Genomic DNA, 20826 nt, shown 5'->3' with positions numbered 1-20826 from the left:
AATATTAATCACATTTAGAATACAGCTTTCTTTTTAAATTCTGAAAAAACTGAAAAGAAAAACCATTTATAGATGAATGGTTTTCGGACTCATATCACCAACTTTGAAACACTACCGGTAAATTATTTATTAGATATCAGCTCTAACTTTCCATTCTTTAATACATAAAAACAAGTATACACATCTGAAAGATCTTTCGTGTTTTTAATTTGTTTTGCACTAAATTCAATATCAATTATATCTTTATAAGTAGATTCATCATTAGAATAAAAATAGACAACTATTTTATTTAAATTGGTTTTTCCTAAATAATCCTGATCTTTTAGCTTTTTTGAAGAATACAAACCTATACGAATTTCATCATTATCTCTCCAAAAGGCTACAGAAACTGTATTACTAGTATTTTTTCGTGTGTAATGTTTTGCATCTTCATTAAACTGTAAAATTTTATTTTTTAGATCTGTATTTTTTATGCTGATATTATAATCGTTATTTACTTTATTACAAGAACAAATTAATATTAAAATCATAAAAGATAAAGCAATTATATTTTTCATGTTATTAAAAATTAGAGTTTATTTAAATCAACCTTTAAAAGGTACATTTTGCATAGAGCTTGGTTTAACATCAGGAATTGTCCTATATACAGCATTATCATTAAAATTCAACTCTATGTCTGGTCTTTTAGGCACAAAAATATTGAATGTTGAAGGAACTCTATCTTTATAAAACGGATTTTTAGAAATAAAAAAATGATCTACATCTCCTGACTCTGGACTGTACTTTAAATCACTAGTATATCCGGAAGGATAGGCCGGCCACGTAGTATCAAAATTATATTCTCCAGGATGCGAATGAGAGTTATATAATAATCTCATATTGGGATTTTTTAAAACTCTATAAGTTAGATCAGCTCTATTTTCTACCGTTCCCTCCGTATGAGAACTAGCTATTGTAGCAACAGTACTTTTACCCTTAAAAATATTAAACTGCCATTCTACATCCGAGTTCATTGCAAAGAATTTGTATGCGTTTTCTGCTTTCTCAGGATTGGTAGAAATGAAAATTGAAACATTTGAACTTATTAATTTTTTATTAATTACTCCTTTATCAACCTTTATATTTTTGCTTTTATCTAGATTATAAACTCTATCAAAATTATCTCCAGTTGGTTTTATTAATTCTAGCTTCCCATTTTTTAAAAGCCTGTAATCATCTTTAGGTTCCATTCCATCCGGATCATTATACCGGACAGGGTTATCAAATGCATAATTATAAGGACTGTGTCTTCGCATTTTCTCGGATAGCGGGTCAATATTCAGCCATCGTCCAATTGCAGGGTCATAATTCCTCGCACCATAATCATAAACATTTAGATATAATTCATCCTGCAGCTCCTTTCCATTATATTTATACTTATAAACAGTCTGGTTGATTACTTCTCCCTGTATTTTTTGTTTCAAACCAAAAGGATAATAGTTATTTTCTTCCACTATATGCAGTGAAGGCGTAAGTGTCTGACTGATATTTTCATAACTCAGACGTACATTACCCAGATGATCTTTATACTGATAAATATAACTATAATTTCCATTCGTATTCTTTACATAACCTTCTTTATGCGGAAAAAATTTTAATTCATTTACTCCGTTACCCCTCTTTTCGTATTGAAAACCGAAAACATATTCCTTTGCGGTGATAATCCCGTTGTCATTGACTGTTTTTTTCAATTTTGTTCCCAAAGCATCATAGTCGTAATGGATACTTCCTTGAGAAAAAGTAATGTCCACAGGAAGATTTAAATGATTATAAGTAAAAGCTGTAATACCCTTATTGGCATCGGTTTTTATATTTCCATTGGTGTCATAAGTATAATCATCTCCGCTGTTTATACCGTTTTTAAAACCTTCAGTACTTCCGGAACTATCACTTACACTGAGCAGTCTATTGCCGTTATCATAACTGTATGTTAGATTATCCATAACTCCCCCCTGCAATGCATCAGCATCCTTATAACCGTTTCGAACCAGACTCATTATATTCCCGTTGACATCGTACGTTAAACTTTCGTTGTACCGGCCGCTGTCCTGTGATACAGCATTTGTTAATCTATTTAGGGCATCATAGGTGTAAGTATAGTTTTTAAGACCCATATTCTGACTCTGCACTTTCCAGAATGTCTGGCTTATATTCCCATTATAAAGCGCTTTTGTAACGTCAGTTGGATTATTGTAATTAATCTTAAAGCCAAACAGATCTGCTGTTCCAAATATGATGTCACTATTGCCTGTATCAGAATCATTTATGCCTTTCAGCCATCCGCGTATATTGTAAGAATAGTCAATATCCTGGTATCGTGTCTGATTATTTTTTCCTCCGACTGATTTAGTAACTAACTGCCCTGTATTATCATAAAAATTTTCACAGATAATTTCCGCAGCCGCGCCGTTTACCGACTGGCTTTGTTTTTTAAGTCTTCCAGCCGGGTCATATGTAAATACATCGGCAATAGTAATTGTCGTTCCCCCTTTAGTATGCTCAGTTAGGGTCTGGGTTGGTCTCCCTACAAAATCGAGATCGCTCTTAACTTTATTTACTATACCGAGGAAATTGTTCTTACTATAAGTATAAATAACCCTTCCTTTATTATCATAATAGAGCACATTGGTAGTCCAGTCCGGTTTCCCCAAAACACGTATTTTACTTCCTGTATTTAAGGATTTTACCAGAGTGCTTGGCGTTACAATACCTACATTTTCTGCAGTGCCGCCATCAATGTCAAAATTATAGTCATCATAGTAGTTTATAGTCATCAGATCGATACCGTTACTTGGAAAAGCAATGTTACTGTAATATAGAATTGTATTATTTACAGTATTGCTCGGCGACCTGGTTTCATATATAACAGAACTATTGTCTGCCTGCAGCTGTAAAGCAGTTCTGCTGATTAAATTGGTATATTCACCTGTATACACGATACGTTCAAAAGCATCATATTTTGTAAAAAGCCATTTATTCTGAATTCTTAAATTACCATCCTGTGTTAAGATCACACGATCAAGTTTGTCATAAATAATAAACTCCCACTGCTTTCCGGGCATCTTCTTTTCTACTATACGGTTACGCGAGTCATGTTTGTACTGGTAACACAGATTATCTAAAACAGTCTGGGTGCTGTTATCAATCACTGCTGAAAAAGTGGTGCCCGCCGGCGCATGAAATCCTTTAGATGGATCATTTGGATCTGCCTTCAAGGTAATTGATCTGCCCGCTTTGAGATGTAATGGATCTGCCGCAGCAACGGCTGCCATAGAAGTTATATCTGCTTCCAGAAAAGTACCGCTGCCCAGCAGATCTACTGCCTTTGGGGGTATTACATAAGATAGATTCCCATAAATATCATATACATAATAAGTGTCATGAACCCTTTGTGAAGAAATAATAGTACCGCCGGCATCCTTATAATCAGAATAAGTCCTTTTCAGCACCACCCGTCCCTTTTTATCTTTAAATTCTTCTGTTGTATTATTTTTACCAGCAGTCCAGTTTTCATTTTTGGTAACTGTTTTATATAAATCTCCTGCAGCGTAATACTCATTTGGTGATAGGGATAACGAAATATCATAAATGTTCTGCCCGGCATTCCATGAAGAAACCGCATAAAATAGTTTAACTTCTGAGGCACTATTAGTCTGGTAGTCAAATTTGATTTCATGTCCAGAGCCTAACTTCCATGGATCTCCGGCTGATGCTTGTTTAAACACCCTGTTTAATGGCGAAATTTCAAACTGCTTTTCATTGTAAGGATTCGTGGCGTTATCATACTTGGCAGTATTATAAAATGCCTGAACGCTCTCAAGGGCATTCGTCATGTAAATCCCTCCGTTTGTGGTCTTGCCATACGCAAGATACTCCTTAGTCTGTTTTCCATACAGGTCATATTCAAACGGAGTTACTATATCTTCTCCATTACCCCCGGCCCCAACATTTATTTTCTGCATCTGTCTTCCCAGACCATCATAGTATATTATCTCATCCACTTTATTACCAGCGGCAAGCCCCGCAAGTGTAGAGACAGGTATCGCCGGAGAAATGGTGCGTGTGTAATTTTCATTTATGTAAAATGTCCCATTTGGACATCCATCTGCTGAAAGTCCATATTCAAAAGGACACAGATCCAGATTATTGTCCACATAATTATCTGCAGGTTTATCACACTGAACCACAGGTCCCTGGGCAGGATCACCGTACCCGTCATTATCTGCATCCAGATACCAGCTTTTTGCGCCTTTTACAGCTGCATTTTGGTCATCGCAATCCAGATTATTGGCTACAAAATTAGAATATGGCTGATAACAGTCCGTTACAGGATTTGAAGCCGGGCTGCCAAATCCGTCGCCGTCACCATCAAAATACCAGTTTTTCATGCAATTTAGATCTATGCTGAACCCAAGGTTAAATCTATTGAAATAAGAATAATTCGGAGTAAGTGAATATACCACTAAATTATTTTCTTGGATTTTAGCATAGAATCCTGTTTCCTGCCCGCCGCTGTAGATAGGACCTAAAAAAATGTCAGGCAGCGCAGTATTAATTGATGCCACAATACCTGTAACATACGATTGTTTTGAGCTCCAGACTGATTCAAAATTAACCGTTAAATAATTATTCGAAATTTCGATATAGCCATAAGCACTGTCTCCGGGGTCGTTACTGGCTACTAAATTACGGGACGGTATCTCTTGGTAATAATCCGGATACTGCCCCGGTATATTACGCGCATTGGCATGGGTTGAATTTGTACTATGGGATTCAGAACCAAAACAATAAACATAAGATAAAAACAGCATTAGTAAATATTTTTTCATATCTCAAAAATTTATTGTTTGTAATTGTATTTCGTCTCTGTAATGATATTGCCTGCCGCATCTTTAGAATTCTTTAAGCGGTTAAACTCATCGTACTCATAATATGTAGTATAGCTTTTTGGATCTGTTATTGAAGTGACACCTATCAGAGGAGCATACGTATAAGTGGTTATCTGCCCTTTATTCAGAGCACTGCTGTTTCTCAAACTTACAAAGGCATCCATTAATTCACTTTGAATAAAACCATTCGATTTTGTCTTGAGCAGTAAAATAAGATCAGCCGGAATTTCATCGTAGGCAATATTCTCGAGTTTTGCAATTGGATATTCATTGTTATATCCCCAGATAACAGATACCGATACATTGTCTGCCTGCTTAAACTGCAGCAGACGGCCTACAGCGTCGTACTTTTCAAAAATAAAGTTATTATTTTTATCTCCGGCTTTATTCTCTTTTACTTCTTTAATTAGAGGCATTCCTCCATTGTTTATATAACCTGCGCCAGTATCGAAGTAAACTTTTTTAGTATAAATCTCTGTTTCGTCTACCAGTCTGCTTTCCGTTACAGGATGTATTATATTATTTTTCTGCTTTAATACAGCCATACCGTTTTCAGTTAATAAGTCAAAAGAATATTGGTATACATTTTTATGCTTTTTACCATCACTATTAGTCATCACTTCCGCTGTTTTTAAAGTTGGGAACTCTGTTGAGTAGCTGTATTCTGTAGTGATTTCAGTACCAGCTGTTAAATTATTGAGATCATATTTCACTTCTTTTGTTTTATCGAGTACATAAATATCATTTTTTAAAGCATATTTCCCAATATTAAAGACCTGTTCAGTACCGCTGCTGTTCGAAGCAAATTGTGAAATGGAAAATCCATAAGACACATATTGATTGGCCGGATTTATTTTTTTGTATGTATTCTCAAGTGTATACACAATATTATCGAGACTATTTTTATAAATTTTCTTGGTTAGAAAGCCTCTTTCGTTAAAATTATTTACTGAAGGAGGTGAAAAAGGTTCTTCAAAGGGATCAATATTCAGAACACTATACAGATTATTAATGTCTGTTCTGTAACGCCTGTAATCAGCCTGGTTTCGTATATCGGGATTAGTTGAAAAGCTGGTAAAAAAATTACTTTCAGAACTGTTATCTGGATATCTTACTTTTACTTCACCGTATTTTACATTTGAACCATTAAGATCAAAGAGCTGTCGTAAGGAATGTGATGACATCTTGTAAAGACTCCAGTTATGGGTTGCGTCATCACTGATGACTACCCCTTCTGAAGTATATTTTGGATTTGTATAACTCGTGCCGCTGCTGGCTGATGAATTTCCTTTTCTATAGATGTACTGTCTGGATAATGGAGTGCCATACTTAAAATTTTCAGTAATACTGCTGATTCTCAGCCCGCCCGTTGGTGAGTTTGTCCCCGCAGCATCAAAATCATTCAATTCAAAATCAAAAGAAACACTTCCTCCGGTAGGATAGATTATTTTCTGGAGTATATTGGCTTTGGTTCCAAGAAAATTTGGAGCCCTGTTAGTTGTGTTTCCAGTATTAAAAATAGTTTCACCATTTTGATTGTAATACCCCCAATGATCAATCTGCGGCGACATTCTGCTCGGCAGCAGCACATCTTGATTATACTGGAACTGATAAAGCTGCTGAGTTATCTGGGATGATTCCTGGGAAATCCCGTCTAATTTTAGACGTTTACATTCTGGCAGAGTACATCCTGAAGACAAAAAGTAGCTATGGTTAAAATTGATTTTTCTCACAACAGCACCGTTTTTATTTACTAACTGGATATTATCAATCTTGTAACTGTTAAGCAGATCCTCACGGAGCGACAGTGAATTAAATTTTACAGATCCATTTGCAGAAAGTATTTTATCCAGATATACCGGATTGGTAACCGTATTGGTCTGGGTTATAAATTGGACAGAATTTATAATGGGAGTTCCCGGAAAATACTTCATTGTCCTTGATTCTGATTTACTCTCGAATGAATAAGAACTGCCATTTTTATATTCAAAAGTAATCTTATCTCCTGCTGCGCTTTCTATTTCACAGAGATACCATGAAGATATTCTAGGCGCAGAAGTTACAGTATCTATATTTCCTCCTGTATTAAATGTAGTAGTAGTCCCGATTTTTTCAATCGAACCTGCAGTGGTTCCAAATTTATATTTGTTTCCTTCGCCATCAATTATTGTCCAGTAATTATCTATTTTTTTAGGACCAAAAGGAGGCAAAATTTTTAATTCCTGATGAGGCAGCAGCACTATGTCACCATCGGCATTAAATACAAATTTACCCTGAAAGTCTAAAAAATTAAAGTAGAAAATATCCGGCTCAGTATCTAAAACTTTATTATTGGCACTCCTTATATAAACTGCATCCCAGGCTTGGTTTACGAGTCTGCCTTTTTGATTTACCCCTATAAAACCGTTATCACTATCGTCAGCCAGCCCTGCAATAACACGTGAAATGCTGCCACCTGCATTTAAAGTCCAGCCTGTTCCCAGCCAGCTGGGCACTTCATTGACTTTTATGCCTGCTGCATGATAAGATACTGTTACAGGGACCTCAATATCATTATTCTTAATTGACAGAAGAGTATAATTGATTGTAGGCACTCCTGTATCGAGACTGACCGGTAGATTTACATATTCCATTAGTGCAGAAGCATTAGGGCTCGCGGGGAAAATGTTAGTATTTTGCGCATTGATAATTAAACCCGTCAAGCACCAGCAGTAGGTAATAAATTTCATATAAATATTTGTATTAATAAGGAAGAATTATTGGTTAAAGAATCGTATGAATCAAAGATTGTATCCGCAGATACAAGTATTAAAAGTTATAAGCATATGCAAAAGATAAGTGTAATAAATTTTTCAATTTAAATATCCCGTATTTTACGATTATGCATAGGGCGGCATTACATCAACTAAAATCTGCATGTTTTCACTTCATACTTGATAATGCAATAACATTAAAACCCGTACATTATTTATTTAACTGCAGCTCGACTTTAGAAAGCCTTTCCGATAAAAGATTATTTTCGGTCCCCAGCGCATTGATTTTTTTATTCTGTTGAATAATATAAAGAGTCAGCTCCTCAATTTTCTGCAGCAGTTTCGTATTCATTTCTCCTAGATTAATCCCGTTTTCCAACACCTCCGCTGTATTGGGGATATTCTCTAAATGCCCATTTTCCACAATATGTTTTTCAACCTGTTCAAGTGTCGGGAGCTTATAATCCTTTTTGAAAACAAAATCAGACCATCCTGTCATATCTACTTTTACTTCTTTGGAATGTATGGTACCGTTCACATCAAGTTTATTGTTTGAATGCAGGACACCGATACCCACATTTCCGTCTTTTTCAATGGACATAAATACATCCTCACTATCCATATTAGGCCTTCTTCTTAACCATTGGAAAAGCGGCATGTCTTCCCGTGAATCAATCCTGAAGCCCCCTCCAATATAAATGTTGTTCTTATTGTACTCCCTGAAATTTAAACTCATATTCAGTAAAGGAGTTGCTGTACCTCCCAATTCGGTCATCAGTCCCATTGGAATTACAGAATTAGATATCTGGATGTTTCCATTAACATCGAGACTGCTCACGGGGCTTAAAGTTCCAATACCAACATTCCCTGTCCCGGGAAATGTGTTCTGCGCAAAATTTAATTGTACTGCCAAAAGCACCAGCAGTAAATAGTATTTCCTCATATTATATTTATTTTGTAAGGTGTTTAATTTGTTTTTCCAAATCTGTCTGTTTGTCTGTTATCCTTTTATTTTCTTTCTTCATCTGCTCATTCTCTTTTTTCATTTCAATCATATACAGAGTCAGCTCCTCTATTTTCTGCAGCAGTTTCGCATTCATTTCTCCCACATTAATTCCGTTTTTTAAAACTTCTTCTTCACTTGGAATATTTTCAAGATGGCCTTTTTCAGCTATATGCCTTTCAATCTGATCAAGTGTCGGCAGATTATATTCTTTTTTAAATACAAAGTCAGACCAGCCGTTCATGTCTACTTTCACTTCCTTGGAGTGAATCGTTCCGTTTACATCTAGTTTGTTAGCCGGGGTAATTGTACCAATTCCAACATTACCGTACTGCGTGATTCTTATATTTGCATTATTTACAGCATGACCGGCAACTTTGATGTCCGTATAATCCCCAACATCATAATTATAACCTGTGACTATTATATTTGGATTGGCCCATCCAGAATTCCCGACCGAGAGTTTAATCCCATGATTAATTCCAATTGAGAGCTGGGAAGTCAGCTGAGTGCTGCCAATACCTATACTGCCGCTGAACACGACATTTCCAGTATTATCAAACATGGTCTGATAACCAAAGTTGTAAACATTGTCAATTAGAGGCGCAATATGCAGGGTGGTTCTTCCATCATCAGGTGTATGGAATATCCAGCTATTGGATCCGCCGCTGAACAGATCCTGCGAATAACAGATGACATTAGAAAAAAAAAGGAATGCATAAAGTAGTATCTGATTCATTTTAGCTGTAAATATTTAGTGTGAAACGATTATTTTTTTAACTGATTTTCTAAGTCTGCTATTCTCTGCTGCATTAATTTCAGAGCTGCATTCTCGTTTTTCAGGGTAGTAATTTCGTTAGTCTGTACTTGGTTCACTTCCTCCTGCTGGATCAGATAAAGTGTGAGTTCCTCTGCCTTTTTTAACAAAAGCATATTCATTTCTGCCAGAATAGTAAGAGAAATGCTATCTATTTATTTTTTTTCATTGCTGAATGTTTTTTTTATGATTCTACTTCTTTTTTTTAAATCATAGTAAAAGTAGTTCCTCTATTTCTTGAAGTAATGTGGCTTAATCTTTTGGCTCTGCTTCATCAATGATAATCTAGTTATGTAAAAACATTTATCACTCGGGTTAATAATTTCCCAGCAGCCTGACGTAATCGATTACATAATTTAAATGGTAAATAAACGAAAGATTTTTATCACTTTTTTACGGGATTCCTCATTTTGTATTTTTTATTTCTGGAGATTCATTTCTTGTTGCTGAGCCGCTCAAATTTGCATATGCTGTATTTGCTGTAATTCTAAAAGAGCGTTATCGGGAGCAGAACTTAGAATTAGACTTAATTTAATAAGTTTTAAAGGGTCGGGATGAAAATAAATTCAGCACTTTTTATACTTTTATAAAAATATAATCAAAATAATAAGTAGACATTTTAAAGCTGATAACATAAACATATAAATCAAAATTCAGTAAAAAAACGACAAACGATACGCTATGACGGGAGCTTTAATACTATCTTTCATTTCCACCTGTACCGGTGCCGGGGCTGTAATTCTGTCGCAGTTTGTTTCAAATCGGCTGAAAGACAAGAGCGATTTAAAAAAATTAAAATTCGATCTGATAGCTGAAGAACGCAGACTGGCATATATGCTTTTATTAAATCAGACAGGGTATATAAAATCAGGAATAACAATGGAATATTATTACCAGCTGTCAAATATTGAGCCTAAAGTTAAAGACCAAGAATCTAGTCTGGAAAGATATCATGAGGAAATTAAAGTCAGTAATTCCCTGCATGCCCGATACAGTTTACTTATCGGGGACTATTGTAAAAACATTTACCAGCTGAGCCTTTACATTGAAAATTGTGATGAACTTGAAATAATCATACAAAAAATTATTAACCATACACATCAGGATTTTACAGACTTATTTGAACATATCAATAATTATCCTGATCTTTATGAAGCCTATTCGAACGAACATAATGATGTTTCTAAAAAAATGCAGGTTTATAAAAGCTATTATGACCAGATCCGGCAGATCATTACGCAGATCATAAACCGGAAATCCTGAACACCCTGTTTATCTGATTCCGCGAACTTTCTTATCAAATCTGTACATATCCACGCTTAATCTGATTTACCCCCTGTAATCTGTACCGTTAATAAGCCATTTAAAAGATTTTATATTAGCTGAAGCGTCAATTCAATGACACTCAGCCAAGTGAAGAAACCACAGCCCAGAAAGTGCCTGTATTGCAGTATTCATAAGCTTTTAGCTCTTGACAGACATAAATTATTTGGTTAATTTTGTCCTATGAATCCAGAAGAAATTAAACGATATTTTGATGCTGTGCCGCCGCCCTTGGAAGTGGAGTGGAAACCATGGGCAAAAATTACAGATTCCCAGCTTTTTTTTAAAAAGCTGCTATACAGGGATCAGGACCTTTAACGGTCCCTTGGAAATGTGCCCTGCCTGGTGGCATCTCAGGGATTTTTATCTGCTTGTTAAGCGCACCGCTCCAGAGGAACAGAAAATGGAAGCATAAGATCCTTTTTATAGATGCTGTTTCACTGCCCGCAGCGCAAAAATGTTTAGGCAATTTCAGTGATAAGAAGGACCGCTATAAAAGAAAGTATTGAAAAAACCATGGCATTGATGATCATGCTTTTTATTTTTATGGAATCCTGCGCCTTCTCTATTGTATTTATTTTTTTCTTTTTTTTCGTTTTCATTTAAACACTCTTTAATTTTTAAACTAGGGCAAAATTACAGGCCATGCGGAAAAAACGTTTACAGTTTAATCTTCCGCTTTATCATAATTTGAATTTTATTGAGACCTCTCCCAATGGCGTTTCAATATCAAGAATTCAGATAAGAACGCAGGCTCAACAGCTGTTTGTTTCTGCTTCAATTGATTCAAAAAATATTAATAAATACCGGACATCCATGAATTGCATATCCTCTCCGAAACAAACCATTTCCGGCAGTTTAAAAACAGGCATTAAGTTAGGTGTAATACTATGGTCTGCCTAACAGAGCAGAAATTCATGCTGGTTTTTCGGAACGCTGTTCCAGTCGATTTCAAATATTCTTTTAAGCATGTCCTTCAGGCCTTGGAAGCTGCTGGGCTTTACGGCATAAAAATCAGCGCCGAGTTCGTAGGACAGATCGATATTGGCCTGGTTCCTGCTGGTAGAGAACATAACCACTCTGATATGCTTGAAATCCTGCTGGGAGGTGCGTATTTCTTTTAGACAGTCAAAACCGCTCTTACCCGGCATATTGATATCCAGAAAAATAATTTCAGGAAGCTGTTTTATGGAATCATAAAGGGCATTGATAAGTTCCTGCCCGTCCTGAGCCTCTTTAACGGAAGCAGGATGGTCCAATTCCATCAGGGCATCGAGGAAGAGCATTCGATCGTCTTCATCATCATCTGCTATATATATAAACTTCTGAGGGCTTTTAGGTGCTGTCATGACGTATAGTTTAGAACACTAACAGAAGACAATAATCTAAGGATAATCAGACGTTTATCATAAATAAACCTATGTGAATCGATAAACGATCGAATTATATTCGTGGAGCGGTTACTGGAATACAAAAATACGTATTCATTTTAAATAAAACACTGTAAAACATAGAATTAACTAAAAATTTGAAAGCCGTTAACATAATCCGCTGAAAAAATTGCAATAAAAAACAGGAATCAGCACTAAGATTCTATTTTTTTTTGGGATGTCTTATGCCGCTGTAATTTCTGAATAAAGGATAATTGGCACTAAAATCCGCTTTTTAGACCCCTTTAAAATAAGGGGGTTTAATTTTTGTTACTATTTAGAACATTTTATTTTTTAAAAATGTTATCATCTGTACTAATTTTGATGTGTATAAAATGATTAAGATTATGAACCGGGCTATTGTACACATCGACATGAACACGTTTTTCGTATCCTGCGAAAGGCTTGCCAATTCTGGGCTTGACGGCATACCTCTTATTATCGGCGGAGGGGAAAGAGGTGTTGTGGCCTCCTGCTCGTATGAGGCGCGGCGTTTCGGGGTGCGCTCGGCCATGCCGATCCAGATGGCGCTCAGGCTCTGTCCCCAGGCAAAAGTCATGAAGGGAGATATGGAACTCTATTCAAGGCTCTCACATGAGGTGACCGAAATAATCCAGGAAAAGGCGCCTGTAGTGGAGAAAGCATCCATAGACGAGTTTTACCTGGACATTACCGGGATGGACAAGTTCTACGGAAGCTATAAATGGACCAATGAACTCGCACAGCGCATCACAAAGGAAACAGGCCTTCCCCTCACCTTTGCCCTTTCGGTCAACAAAACGGTGTCTAAAATCGGCACCGGGGAAGGTAAACAGAAGCATAACCTTGAAATCCCCGAACATCTGGTGCAGTCTTTTTTAAATCCGCTCTCGGTCCGCAAAATACCTATGGTGGGCGATAAGACCTTCCAGCTGCTCTCGCGCATCGGCATCCGCACCATCAAAACCCTCTCTGAAATGCCTGCCGAAGCGCTGCAGCGCATGATCGGCCAGAACGGGATCGAACTCTGGAAAAAAGCCAATGGTATTGACACCAGTCCGGTAGAGCCTTACACCGAAAGAAAGTCGATTTCCACCGAACATACCTTTTCCCAGGATACCATCGACATCGACAATCTTGGAAGGGTTATCCAAGGCATGGTCGAGAAACTTTCCTACCAGCTTCGCTGCGAACAGTGGCTCACTTCTACAGTGACCGTCAAGATCCGGTATGCTAATTTTGATACGGAAACCAAACAGTGCAGGGTCCAGTATACCTCAGCTGACCATATACTGGCAAAAACTGCAGCGGATCTTTTCGAAAAGCTCTACCAGCGCAGAATGAGGCTTCGCCTGATCGGCGTGCGTTTCAGCGGACTGGTGCGGGGAACCTGCCAGATCGACCTTTTCAATGACACCGAAGAAATGCTTGCGCTCTACCAGGCTATGGACCGCATGAAAAACCGTTACGGGTTTGACGCAGTGATGCGATGCGCCGGCGCTTCTTTTAAACCCAACAGCAAGGACGAAATTTTAAAACGCAGAAAATAAAAACATGTATCTCAACTGCCATTCTTTCCACTCCCTGCGTTATGGCACCATACCGCTTGAGGACTTGATATCCAAAGCCGCCGCTTTGGGTCTCACCGCTATGGCACTCACGGATATCAACACCGTGACAGGGATTTACGATTTTGTAAAAGGCTGCCAGGCTGCGGGGATCAAGCCCATTGCAGGAATGGAATTCCGCTCAGGGCACAAACTTCGTTATATCGGGCTGGCCAAAAATGCAGCAGGCCTTGCCGAAATGAACCGTTTTCTGACCCGCCATAATTTTGAAGGAACAGAACTTCCTTCAGCTGCCCCCGATTTTGAAAATGTCTTTGTCATCTATCCTTTAGAAAATGTGCCGGCTGTTCTGAAAGAGCATGAATTTATAGGCATACGCCCCGAACAGCGCCCTGTGCTGGCCAGCTCGGGCTGGAAGAACAGAATAGACAAAATGGTGGTGCTCCAGCCGGTAACCTTCCGCACCAGAACCGAATACAGGCTGCACAAGATCCTGCGGGCGATAGACCTGAATGTTGTTTTTTCACGCCTATCCGAGGCGGATTACTGCAGGCAGACAGAAGTCATGGTTGGTCTGGACAGGATCCTCAAATGTTATGACGGATATCCGCAGATCATCTCCAATACAGAAAAGATCATTACAGAGTGCCGTTTTGAATTCGATTTCAAAACGCCGAAAAATAAGAAATTCTATACCAGCAGCAGAAAGGACGACTTGCAGCTTCTCACCACACTGGCCCGGCAGGGACTGGAATGGCGCTACGGGGACCATAATACAGAGGCAGAATCTAGAATGCTGCGGGAGCTCAAGGTAATCGACCAGCTGGGATTCAGCGGCTACTTTCTAATTACATGGGATATTATACGGTTCAGCAATTCCCATGGGTTTCTGCATATTGGCCGCGGCAGCGGCGCCAACAGCATCATTGCCTACTGCCTTGGGATCACCGACATCTGCCCTTTGGAGCTGGATCTCTACTTTGAGCGTTTTTTGAACCTCAACCGCAAAAGTCCTCCTGATTTTGATATCGACTGGAGCTGGAAGGAAAGGGACGTGATCCTGGAATATATCTTTTCACGCTACGGCTGTGACCATGTTGCATTCTGCGGCACCAATGTGGAATTTAAATACCGCTCTATCTTCCGCGAGGTCGGCAAGGTCTTCGGTCTTCCAAAAGAAGAGCTCGATGCGCTGGCGAAAAACCCTATGGCCCTGCACCCATCCAATGAAGTGGTCCGCGAAGTGCAGCAGTATGGGATGATGCTCGAGAAATATCCCAACCAGAGAAGCATGCACTCCTGCGGCATACTGATTTCTGAGGAGCCGATCACCAACTATTCTGTGCTGGAGATGCCCCCGAAGGGATTCCCCATAGTACTTTTCGACATGCATACGGCCGAAGATATCGGGCTTGAAAAATTCGACATCCTGAGCCAGCGCGGGATCGGGCATATCGATGACAGCGTAAAGCTCATTGAGAAGAACCGCGGCATACGGCTCAACATCCGTGATACCGCCATTTCAAAAGATCAGGAAAGCTGCAACAGCTTTCTCTCGATGGGAAAAACCATAGGATGTTTTTATATCGAAAGCCCCGCCATGCGCGGTCTGCTGCGCCGCCTGAAATGCGACAATTACAAGACCCTCGTGGCCGCTTCCTCCATCATACGCCCCGGAGTGGCACAGTCCGGAATGATGAAGGAGTACATCTTCAGGCATAATCATCCCGACAGGTTTGAATATTTCCATCCGGTGTTCGAGCAGCAGCTCGGTGATACCTACGGCATTATGGTCTATCAGGAGGATGTGATCAAAATCGCCCAGCACTATGGAGGGCTCTCAGCGGCAGACGGCGATATCCTGCGCCGTGCCATGTCGGGAAAGGGGCGTTCCAAGGCGGCACTGCAGAAGGTAAAAGACAACTTCTTTGCGTCCTGTGCCGCCCAGGGGCACCCCTTGGCGCTGAGCACGGAAATATACCGCCAGATAGAGTCCTTTGCAGGCTATTCGTTCTGTAAGGCGCACTCAGCCTCCTATGCAGTGGAAAGCTACCAGAGCCTTTATCTTAAAGTGCACTACCCCATTGAATTTATGGTGGCCGTTATAAACAATCAGGGAGGTTTCTACCGTACTGAAGTCTATGTGCACGAGGCGAGGATGTCAGGCGCGGCAGTGCACACCCCCTGCGTGAATAAAAGCGAATTTGAAACCACGCTCTATGGTTCTGATGTCTATCTGGGTTTCATGCACCTGCAGGGACTGGAATCCAAAACAGCCCTTCTGATCCAGCAGGAACGCGAAAAAAACGGGCTTTACAGGTCGCTTGAGGATTTTATCAACCGGGTGCCCATTGGCATAGAGGACATACAGATCCTGATTTTCATCGGCGCATTCCATTTCACCGGCAAAACAAAAAACCAGCTGCTGGTCATCGCCCGCCTTATCCTGGTGGACTTCAGGCCACAGAACCGTGCCCCCATGCTGCTCGAGGAGCCGGTCAAGGAATTTGTACTGCCTGAGCTCGAACGCTCTGCTTTTGAGGATGCCTTTGATGAGATCGAGCTTCTGGGCTTTCCTGTCTCCTGCTCCCCTTTTGATCTGCTTCAGACCCCTTTCAGGGGAAATGTAATGGCAAAAGACCTTTTGGGCCATCATAAGAAGCAGGTCCGGATGCTGGCCTATCTGATCTCCCGAAAGCATGTGCCCACAAAAATGGGAGCTATGTATTTCGGCACCTGGATAGATGCCCAGGGCGAACTTTTTGATACGGCACATTTTACCGACAGCCTCGCGAAATACCCTTTTCAGGGAGGAGGCTGCTACCTGCTGCTGGGCAGTGTAGAGGTGGATTACCATTTCCCGACCATCACCGTCACAAAGATGGCTAAAATGCCTTTTATACCTGATCCGCGCTATGAACATGAGAACGACTGGAAATACAGGGCGCAGCAGAAAATACGCGAAGATGTGAGCATGACCCAGCGAGCGCCCTATCCCCAGGAACATGAAATCAATATTCCAAGGCTTAAAATGAGTAATTGACAGGCTGGTTCGGCTTTACGCCCCAGCCAGAGTATGAACTAAAAAAAAAGAAGATGATGCTTTTTGATGACACAGAAATTTTTTCATCGGGCAGCGGCGGCAGAAGAATTTTTGACGTCCCCGATGCCGACCTGCTGCTGATTGATAATTTTTTCAGCAAACCCGAGTCCGACCATTATTACAATGTGCTATACCATGGCACGCAGTGGAGGGAATATGAAATGCCGATGTATGACAAGGTGGTTACCGCTCCGCGCATGATCTCCTGGTATGGCGACAGCAGCAGGCCTGAGCTGAAATCCAATCCCCGCTGGCCATTGGAACTGCTCCAGATCAGAGAGCGTGTGGAGGATGAGACGCGGATAAATTTCAATGCCGTGCTGCTGAACCTCTATAGGGACGGCACCGACGGCGTAGGATGGCACAGCGATAAAACTTCTTCGAGCAATAAGAACATGAACATTGCTTCGGTTACCTTCGGGGAAACCCGCCTGTTCCGTCTACGCCATAAGACCCTGAAACACATTGCGCCGATAGAGATTCCCCTGCATCACGGGACCTTCCTGCTGATGGCGGGAAGCACCAATACCTTTTGGGAACACCAGGTGCCCAAGACTGCAAGGGCCGTGCTTCCACGGATCAATCTTACATTCCGTCAGGTAAAAGGAGCATAAAACGCATTAGATACGGAATGAAACGCCCACGGATTCAAAAAAATGATGATACCCTTCTGTTTTGGTAAGCTCCATTCCCAGTGAAAAATCAAGCTGCAGATCGCTTCCCAGACGCAGTGCCATACCGCCGTCAGCCCACTGGTGCCCATGGCGCGAGACCGGGAAATCACCAAAGCTTTCCACAAAGGCATGCAGCTGGTCAGAAAGCTTGATATTGGGCGAAAACGTGTAGCTGTAGGATGCCTGCATTGTATTGGCATCCCATCTCACCCCTGCATTATATCCAAGGTCCACTTTTTTAGAAAGGGTATTACGCAGCAGCACCCGCACTTCGGGCGCAGCATGATGTGTCTGGAATGAGCCGGCCTCAATGCCGGGGATCTGCAGCTGGCCCATCAGGGACACCGCTGGAAATCCGTTCTTTTCAGAAAGGATTTTAATCTTGGCACCGGCATGAAGCTCATGCAGGCCAAAAGTTTCCCGATCGGCCTTTTCATACATAAACTGGCCCTGCAGGCGGAGCTCGACTCTTTTGGAGAGTCCGTATCTGGCCAGGAATTCCGGCAGCTCAACCTCCAGTTCATCCGAAGAAGCCTGCTCGTGCTTGACACCGCTCTCAAACTGGAATCTTCCTTTGGGCACCAGCGCCGTATTCTCTGTCTGGTCAGGACGGTCGGTCTGTATGTTCTGCTGAGCTGTGCCGCAGAAGCATGCCAGCAGCAGGAAAAAAAGACATACTATATTTTTCATAAACTGCATTTAAATTTGAACAGCAAATCTCGATAACAAAATCCGATTGAGCTTATATCATCAGCAAGCCGCCTTACATAATTATAAGACAATGCTCCCTTGCGATTTATTGCCTAAATTTGCATCTGCCACGGCAGGCAGAATTGTTCTGCAATAGGGTCCATGATCTGGGATCCTGAACCCTGATCAGCCCAGGCGCTCCGCCCTAAATATTTAAACATGAGTGATCCAATATTAGAAAATCTAAATCCCAACCAGCTTCAGGCAGTCAAGACTACCGAAGGCTATGTGCGTGTCATTGCCGGCGCAGGCTCCGGAAAAACAAAGGCGCTTACCTCCCGGTTTGCCTACATTGTAGACAGGCTGGGCATCAACTCTTCCAATATCCTCTGCGTGACCTTCACCAACAAGGCCGCGCAGGAAATGAAAAAACGCGTCAAGGCGCTGATCGGGGATCTGTATGATGTGAGTTTTATCACCACCTATCATGGATTCTGCGTGCGCTTCCTGCGCGAGGAGATCAACAAAATCCACTATCCTAAGAATTTTATCATACTGGATGCCGAGGACCAGAAAACCATACTAAGGGAGGTGTTCACCGAACTGGACATCAATTCCAAAAACCTGACCTTCAAACAGGTGCTGCGATTCATATCCAAACAGAAGAGCACCTCGGACTATCTGGCCTATATGCTGGAGAACAAAAGTTTTACTCCCGATCAAAAGGATTCGCTTTCCAGCCAGGTATATCAAAAGTACCTCGACAAGCAGAAGCGCAACTATGCGCTGGACTTTGACGATCTGATCCATTTTACAGCTTTCATCCTCGACAGCAATCCCGATGTGCTTTTAAAGTGGCAGCAAATGCTGCACTACATACAGGTGGATGAGGCGCAGGACAGCTCCGACAACCAGTTCCATCTGGTGGAAATGCTCTCACGCGTACACCAGAACCTTTTTCTGGTAGGCGATCCCGACCAGACCATCTACGAGTGGCGGGGGGCAAAACCCGAATATCTGGTAGAATTCGACCAGATGTTTCCAGGTACGAAGACCATCATCATGAACCAGAACTACCGCTCGACGCCCAATATCCTGAAGGTCGGCAACCACATTATCAAAAACAACACCGTCAGGGTGGACAAGGATATGGTGACCGACAATCCCGAAGGCGTAGAAGTGGTGCATTTCCACGGCAAGAATGATTTTGAGGAGACCCTCTGGGTGGCTTCCGAAATAAAGGAAATCCTGAAAACGGAAAACGCCGCCTATTCGGATATTACCATTTTATACCGCTCCAACCATCTCTCAAGAAATATAGAGCAGGCCCTGATCAAGGAAAACATCCCCTACGCCATTTTTGGAGGGGTGCGTTTCTTTGAGCGCAGGGAAATCAAGGATGTGCTCTCTTTTCTAAGGCTTATCGTGCAGGGGGACAACTTCTCCTTCCTGCGCATGTTCAACCATCCGGCAAGGGGGCTTGGAAAGAAGTTTCTGGAAAAGCTGAGCCTTCTGGCCAATGAACAGAATCTTTCGCTGCTTCAGGCTTTGCAGAACAATATAGAAGACAAAGAACTGAACAAAAAAGGCGCTGCTGATTTCCTTTCTCTGGTGGCAGATCTGAAAATAGATGCCCAAAGCAATTCGATCTCAGACCTGGTGAAGATCATACTCGATAAAAGCGGGCTTTCTGAACTCTACCGCAAGGACGGCGATGACGACAGGCTTGAGAACATCAAGGAGCTGGTAAGCTCGATGATGCTTCTGGAAAAAGAGAACAACGGACCGGTCAACATTGTGGAATACCTGCAGGAAATAGCGCTTTACACCGATATGGACAAGGATACCGAAAATCAGGACAAGGTGCGCCTGATGACCATCCACATCTCCAAAGGCCTGGAATTCCCATATGTATTCCTGTGCGGTTTCACCGAAGGGGTGCTGCCGAGCGCGCTATCGATCAAGGAACGGAGAAAGCGGGCCATCGAAGAGGAAAGAAGACTAATGTATGTCGCGGTCACGCGCGCCGAGAAGCGGTTCTACATGACCGACTCGGAAGGCTTCAACTTCACCACCGGCCTGAACAAATACCCTTCAAGGTTCCTCTTTGAGATCAAGGAGGAATTTTATGTGCGCAAAGGAAAGCTGTCCCCTGAAATCCTTCAGGCTTCCCAGGCAACTGCTGCATCCTTGTCAGGCAGTTCAGACACCGCTTTCAAAGCAGGCGATCTGGTGATGCATCCCGTATGGAACAAAGGAAAGGTCCAGGCTGTGGACAGGGAGAAAAACCAGTACATCGTGCACTTTTTTGAAATGGACAGGGAAAAGCCCATAGATTTTGCATTCCGCTTTCTGGAGCCCGCATCAGATTCTGAAGAAAACTCCGTCTCTCCTTCTGAATTCCTGAATATTCATGAAGGCCTGAAATCAGCTCCCGATCCTTTTGCAGAATCTCTACATTCAAATACGCCCTCTGATATTTTCGAAGATGAAAACCCGGACCATTCCTCTGGCAAAAATGATTTTATAGATGGAAAATGGCCTGAATAAAAGAACAG

At 41.2% G+C, this 20826-nt stretch carries 14 protein-coding genes; 7 read left to right on the top strand and 7 right to left on the bottom strand.

Annotated features, from left to right (window positions below; translation table 11 throughout):
• Window positions 1-122: 122 nt before the first annotated feature.
• The 5 genes from J0383_RS19690 to J0383_RS19670 form a co-directional block, all read right to left on the bottom strand.
• Window positions 123-557 carry a hypothetical protein gene (locus tag J0383_RS19690; RefSeq protein ID WP_207295661.1) on the bottom strand — a complete coding sequence of 145 codons (435 nt, stop codon included), beginning with the start codon at window positions 555-557 and terminating at the stop codon, window positions 123-125.
• 27 nt (window positions 558-584) lie between these two features.
• Complete coding sequence (locus tag J0383_RS19685) at window positions 585-4868, bottom strand: DUF6443 domain-containing protein (protein ID WP_207295660.1); 4284 nt, start codon at window positions 4866-4868, stop codon at window positions 585-587.
• A gap of 11 nt (window positions 4869-4879) precedes the next feature.
• Complete coding sequence (locus J0383_RS19680) at window positions 4880-7657, bottom strand: RHS repeat domain-containing protein (protein WP_207295659.1); 2778 nt, start codon at window positions 7655-7657, stop codon at window positions 4880-4882.
• A gap of 235 nt (window positions 7658-7892) precedes the next feature.
• Window positions 7893-8624: a hypothetical protein gene (locus J0383_RS23730; protein WP_239023108.1), complete on the bottom strand. Its 732-nt coding sequence runs from the start codon at window positions 8622-8624 to the stop codon at window positions 7893-7895.
• A 7-nt stretch (window positions 8625-8631) separates the two neighbouring features.
• Window positions 8632-9423 carry a hypothetical protein gene (locus J0383_RS19670; protein ID WP_207295658.1) on the bottom strand — a complete coding sequence of 264 codons (792 nt, stop codon included), beginning with the start codon at window positions 9421-9423 and terminating at the stop codon, window positions 8632-8634.
• A gap of 759 nt (window positions 9424-10182) precedes the next feature.
• On the opposite strand from J0383_RS19670, the gene J0383_RS19665 reads away from it, so the two are divergent.
• The 3 genes from J0383_RS19665 to J0383_RS23865 all read left to right on the top strand — a co-directional run bounded on the left by J0383_RS19665 (window position 10183) and on the right by J0383_RS23865 (window position 11239).
• Complete coding sequence (locus J0383_RS19665; protein ID WP_207295657.1) at window positions 10183-10764, top strand: hypothetical protein; 582 nt, start codon at window positions 10183-10185, stop codon at window positions 10762-10764.
• Window positions 10765-11007: 243 nt separating this feature from the next.
• A complete protein-coding gene (locus J0383_RS23775) occupies window positions 11008-11142 on the top strand; it encodes a DUF6965 family protein (protein ID WP_262898895.1) in 135 nt (44 codons plus the stop codon).
• A gap of 13 nt (window positions 11143-11155) precedes the next feature.
• Entirely contained in the window at window positions 11156-11239 is an 84-nt protein-coding gene (locus J0383_RS23865) for a hypothetical protein (protein ID WP_394369556.1), read from the top strand.
• Window positions 11240-11723: 484 nt separating this feature from the next.
• On the opposite strand, the gene J0383_RS19655 is transcribed toward J0383_RS23865, so the two are convergent.
• Window positions 11724-12173: a response regulator gene (locus J0383_RS19655; RefSeq protein WP_207295656.1), complete on the bottom strand. Its 450-nt coding sequence runs from the start codon at window positions 12171-12173 to the stop codon at window positions 11724-11726.
• Window positions 12174-12601: 428 nt separating this feature from the next.
• Here J0383_RS19655 and dinB point away from each other — a divergent pair, with 428 nt between their 5' ends.
• From dinB to J0383_RS19640, 3 genes are read left to right on the top strand one after another with little or no spacing between them, the layout of a single operon-like run.
• The gene (gene dinB, locus J0383_RS19650) at window positions 12602-13783 is read left to right on the top strand and encodes a DNA polymerase IV (RefSeq protein WP_207298734.1); all 1182 of its coding nucleotides are present in this window, start codon (window positions 12602-12604) and stop codon (window positions 13781-13783) included.
• 4 nt (window positions 13784-13787) lie between these two features.
• Window positions 13788-16844, top strand: a complete 3057-nt coding sequence (locus J0383_RS19645; RefSeq protein WP_207295655.1) for a DNA polymerase III subunit alpha — start codon at window positions 13788-13790, stop codon at window positions 16842-16844.
• Window positions 16841-17518, top strand: a complete 678-nt coding sequence (locus J0383_RS19640) for an alpha-ketoglutarate-dependent dioxygenase AlkB family protein (RefSeq protein WP_317196716.1) — start codon at window positions 16841-16843, stop codon at window positions 17516-17518. The genes J0383_RS19645 and J0383_RS19640 overlap by 4 nt, the downstream gene beginning before the upstream one ends.
• 6 nt (window positions 17519-17524) lie before the next feature.
• Here the strand turns inward: J0383_RS19640 and J0383_RS19635 are convergent, their stop codons facing one another.
• Window positions 17525-18268 carry a transporter gene (locus tag J0383_RS19635; protein ID WP_207295654.1) on the bottom strand — a complete coding sequence of 248 codons (744 nt, stop codon included), beginning with the start codon at window positions 18266-18268 and terminating at the stop codon, window positions 17525-17527.
• Window positions 18269-18487: 219 nt separating this feature from the next.
• Here J0383_RS19635 and J0383_RS19630 point away from each other — a divergent pair, with 219 nt between their 5' ends.
• Window positions 18488-20818, top strand: a complete 2331-nt coding sequence (locus tag J0383_RS19630; RefSeq protein WP_207295653.1) for an ATP-dependent helicase — start codon at window positions 18488-18490, stop codon at window positions 20816-20818.
• Window positions 20819-20826 lie beyond the last annotated feature (8 nt).

The organism is Flavobacterium endoglycinae (assembly GCF_017352115.1).
GTDB lineage: Bacteria > Bacteroidota > Bacteroidia > Flavobacteriales > Flavobacteriaceae > Flavobacterium > Flavobacterium endoglycinae.
Note: the sequence above shows the minus strand (reverse complement) of the source record. Positions and strands in the feature narration are given on the sequence as shown.

What these genes read in the sequence shown, in the direction of transcription:
- J0383_RS19690 (WP_207295661.1), bottom strand. Translation starts at nt 557, where the DNA reads ATGAAAAATATAATTGCTTTATCTTTTATGATTTTAATATTAATTTGT.
- J0383_RS19685 (WP_207295660.1), bottom strand. Translation starts at nt 4,868, where the DNA reads ATGAAAAAATATTTACTAATGCTGTTTTTATCTTATGTTTATTGTTTT.
- J0383_RS19680 (WP_207295659.1), bottom strand. Translation starts at nt 7,657, where the DNA reads ATGAAATTTATTACCTACTGCTGGTGCTTGACGGGTTTAATTATCAAT.
- J0383_RS23730 (WP_239023108.1), bottom strand. Translation starts at nt 8,624, where the DNA reads ATGAGGAAATACTATTTACTGCTGGTGCTTTTGGCAGTACAATTAAAT.
- J0383_RS19670 (WP_207295658.1), bottom strand. Translation starts at nt 9,423, where the DNA reads ATGAATCAGATACTACTTTATGCATTCCTTTTTTTTTCTAATGTCATC.
- J0383_RS19665 (WP_207295657.1), top strand. Translation starts at nt 10,183, where the DNA reads ATGACGGGAGCTTTAATACTATCTTTCATTTCCACCTGTACCGGTGCC.
- J0383_RS23775 (WP_262898895.1), top strand. Translation starts at nt 11,008, where the DNA reads ATGAATCCAGAAGAAATTAAACGATATTTTGATGCTGTGCCGCCGCCC.
- J0383_RS23865 (WP_394369556.1), top strand. Translation starts at nt 11,156, where the DNA reads ATGTGCCCTGCCTGGTGGCATCTCAGGGATTTTTATCTGCTTGTTAAG.
- J0383_RS19655 (WP_207295656.1), bottom strand. Translation starts at nt 12,173, where the DNA reads ATGACAGCACCTAAAAGCCCTCAGAAGTTTATATATATAGCAGATGAT.
- dinB (WP_207298734.1), top strand. Translation starts at nt 12,602, where the DNA reads ATGAACCGGGCTATTGTACACATCGACATGAACACGTTTTTCGTATCC.
- J0383_RS19645 (WP_207295655.1), top strand. Translation starts at nt 13,788, where the DNA reads ATGTATCTCAACTGCCATTCTTTCCACTCCCTGCGTTATGGCACCATA.
- J0383_RS19635 (WP_207295654.1), bottom strand. Translation starts at nt 18,268, where the DNA reads ATGAAAAATATAGTATGTCTTTTTTTCCTGCTGCTGGCATGCTTCTGC.
- J0383_RS19630 (WP_207295653.1), top strand. Translation starts at nt 18,488, where the DNA reads ATGAGTGATCCAATATTAGAAAATCTAAATCCCAACCAGCTTCAGGCA.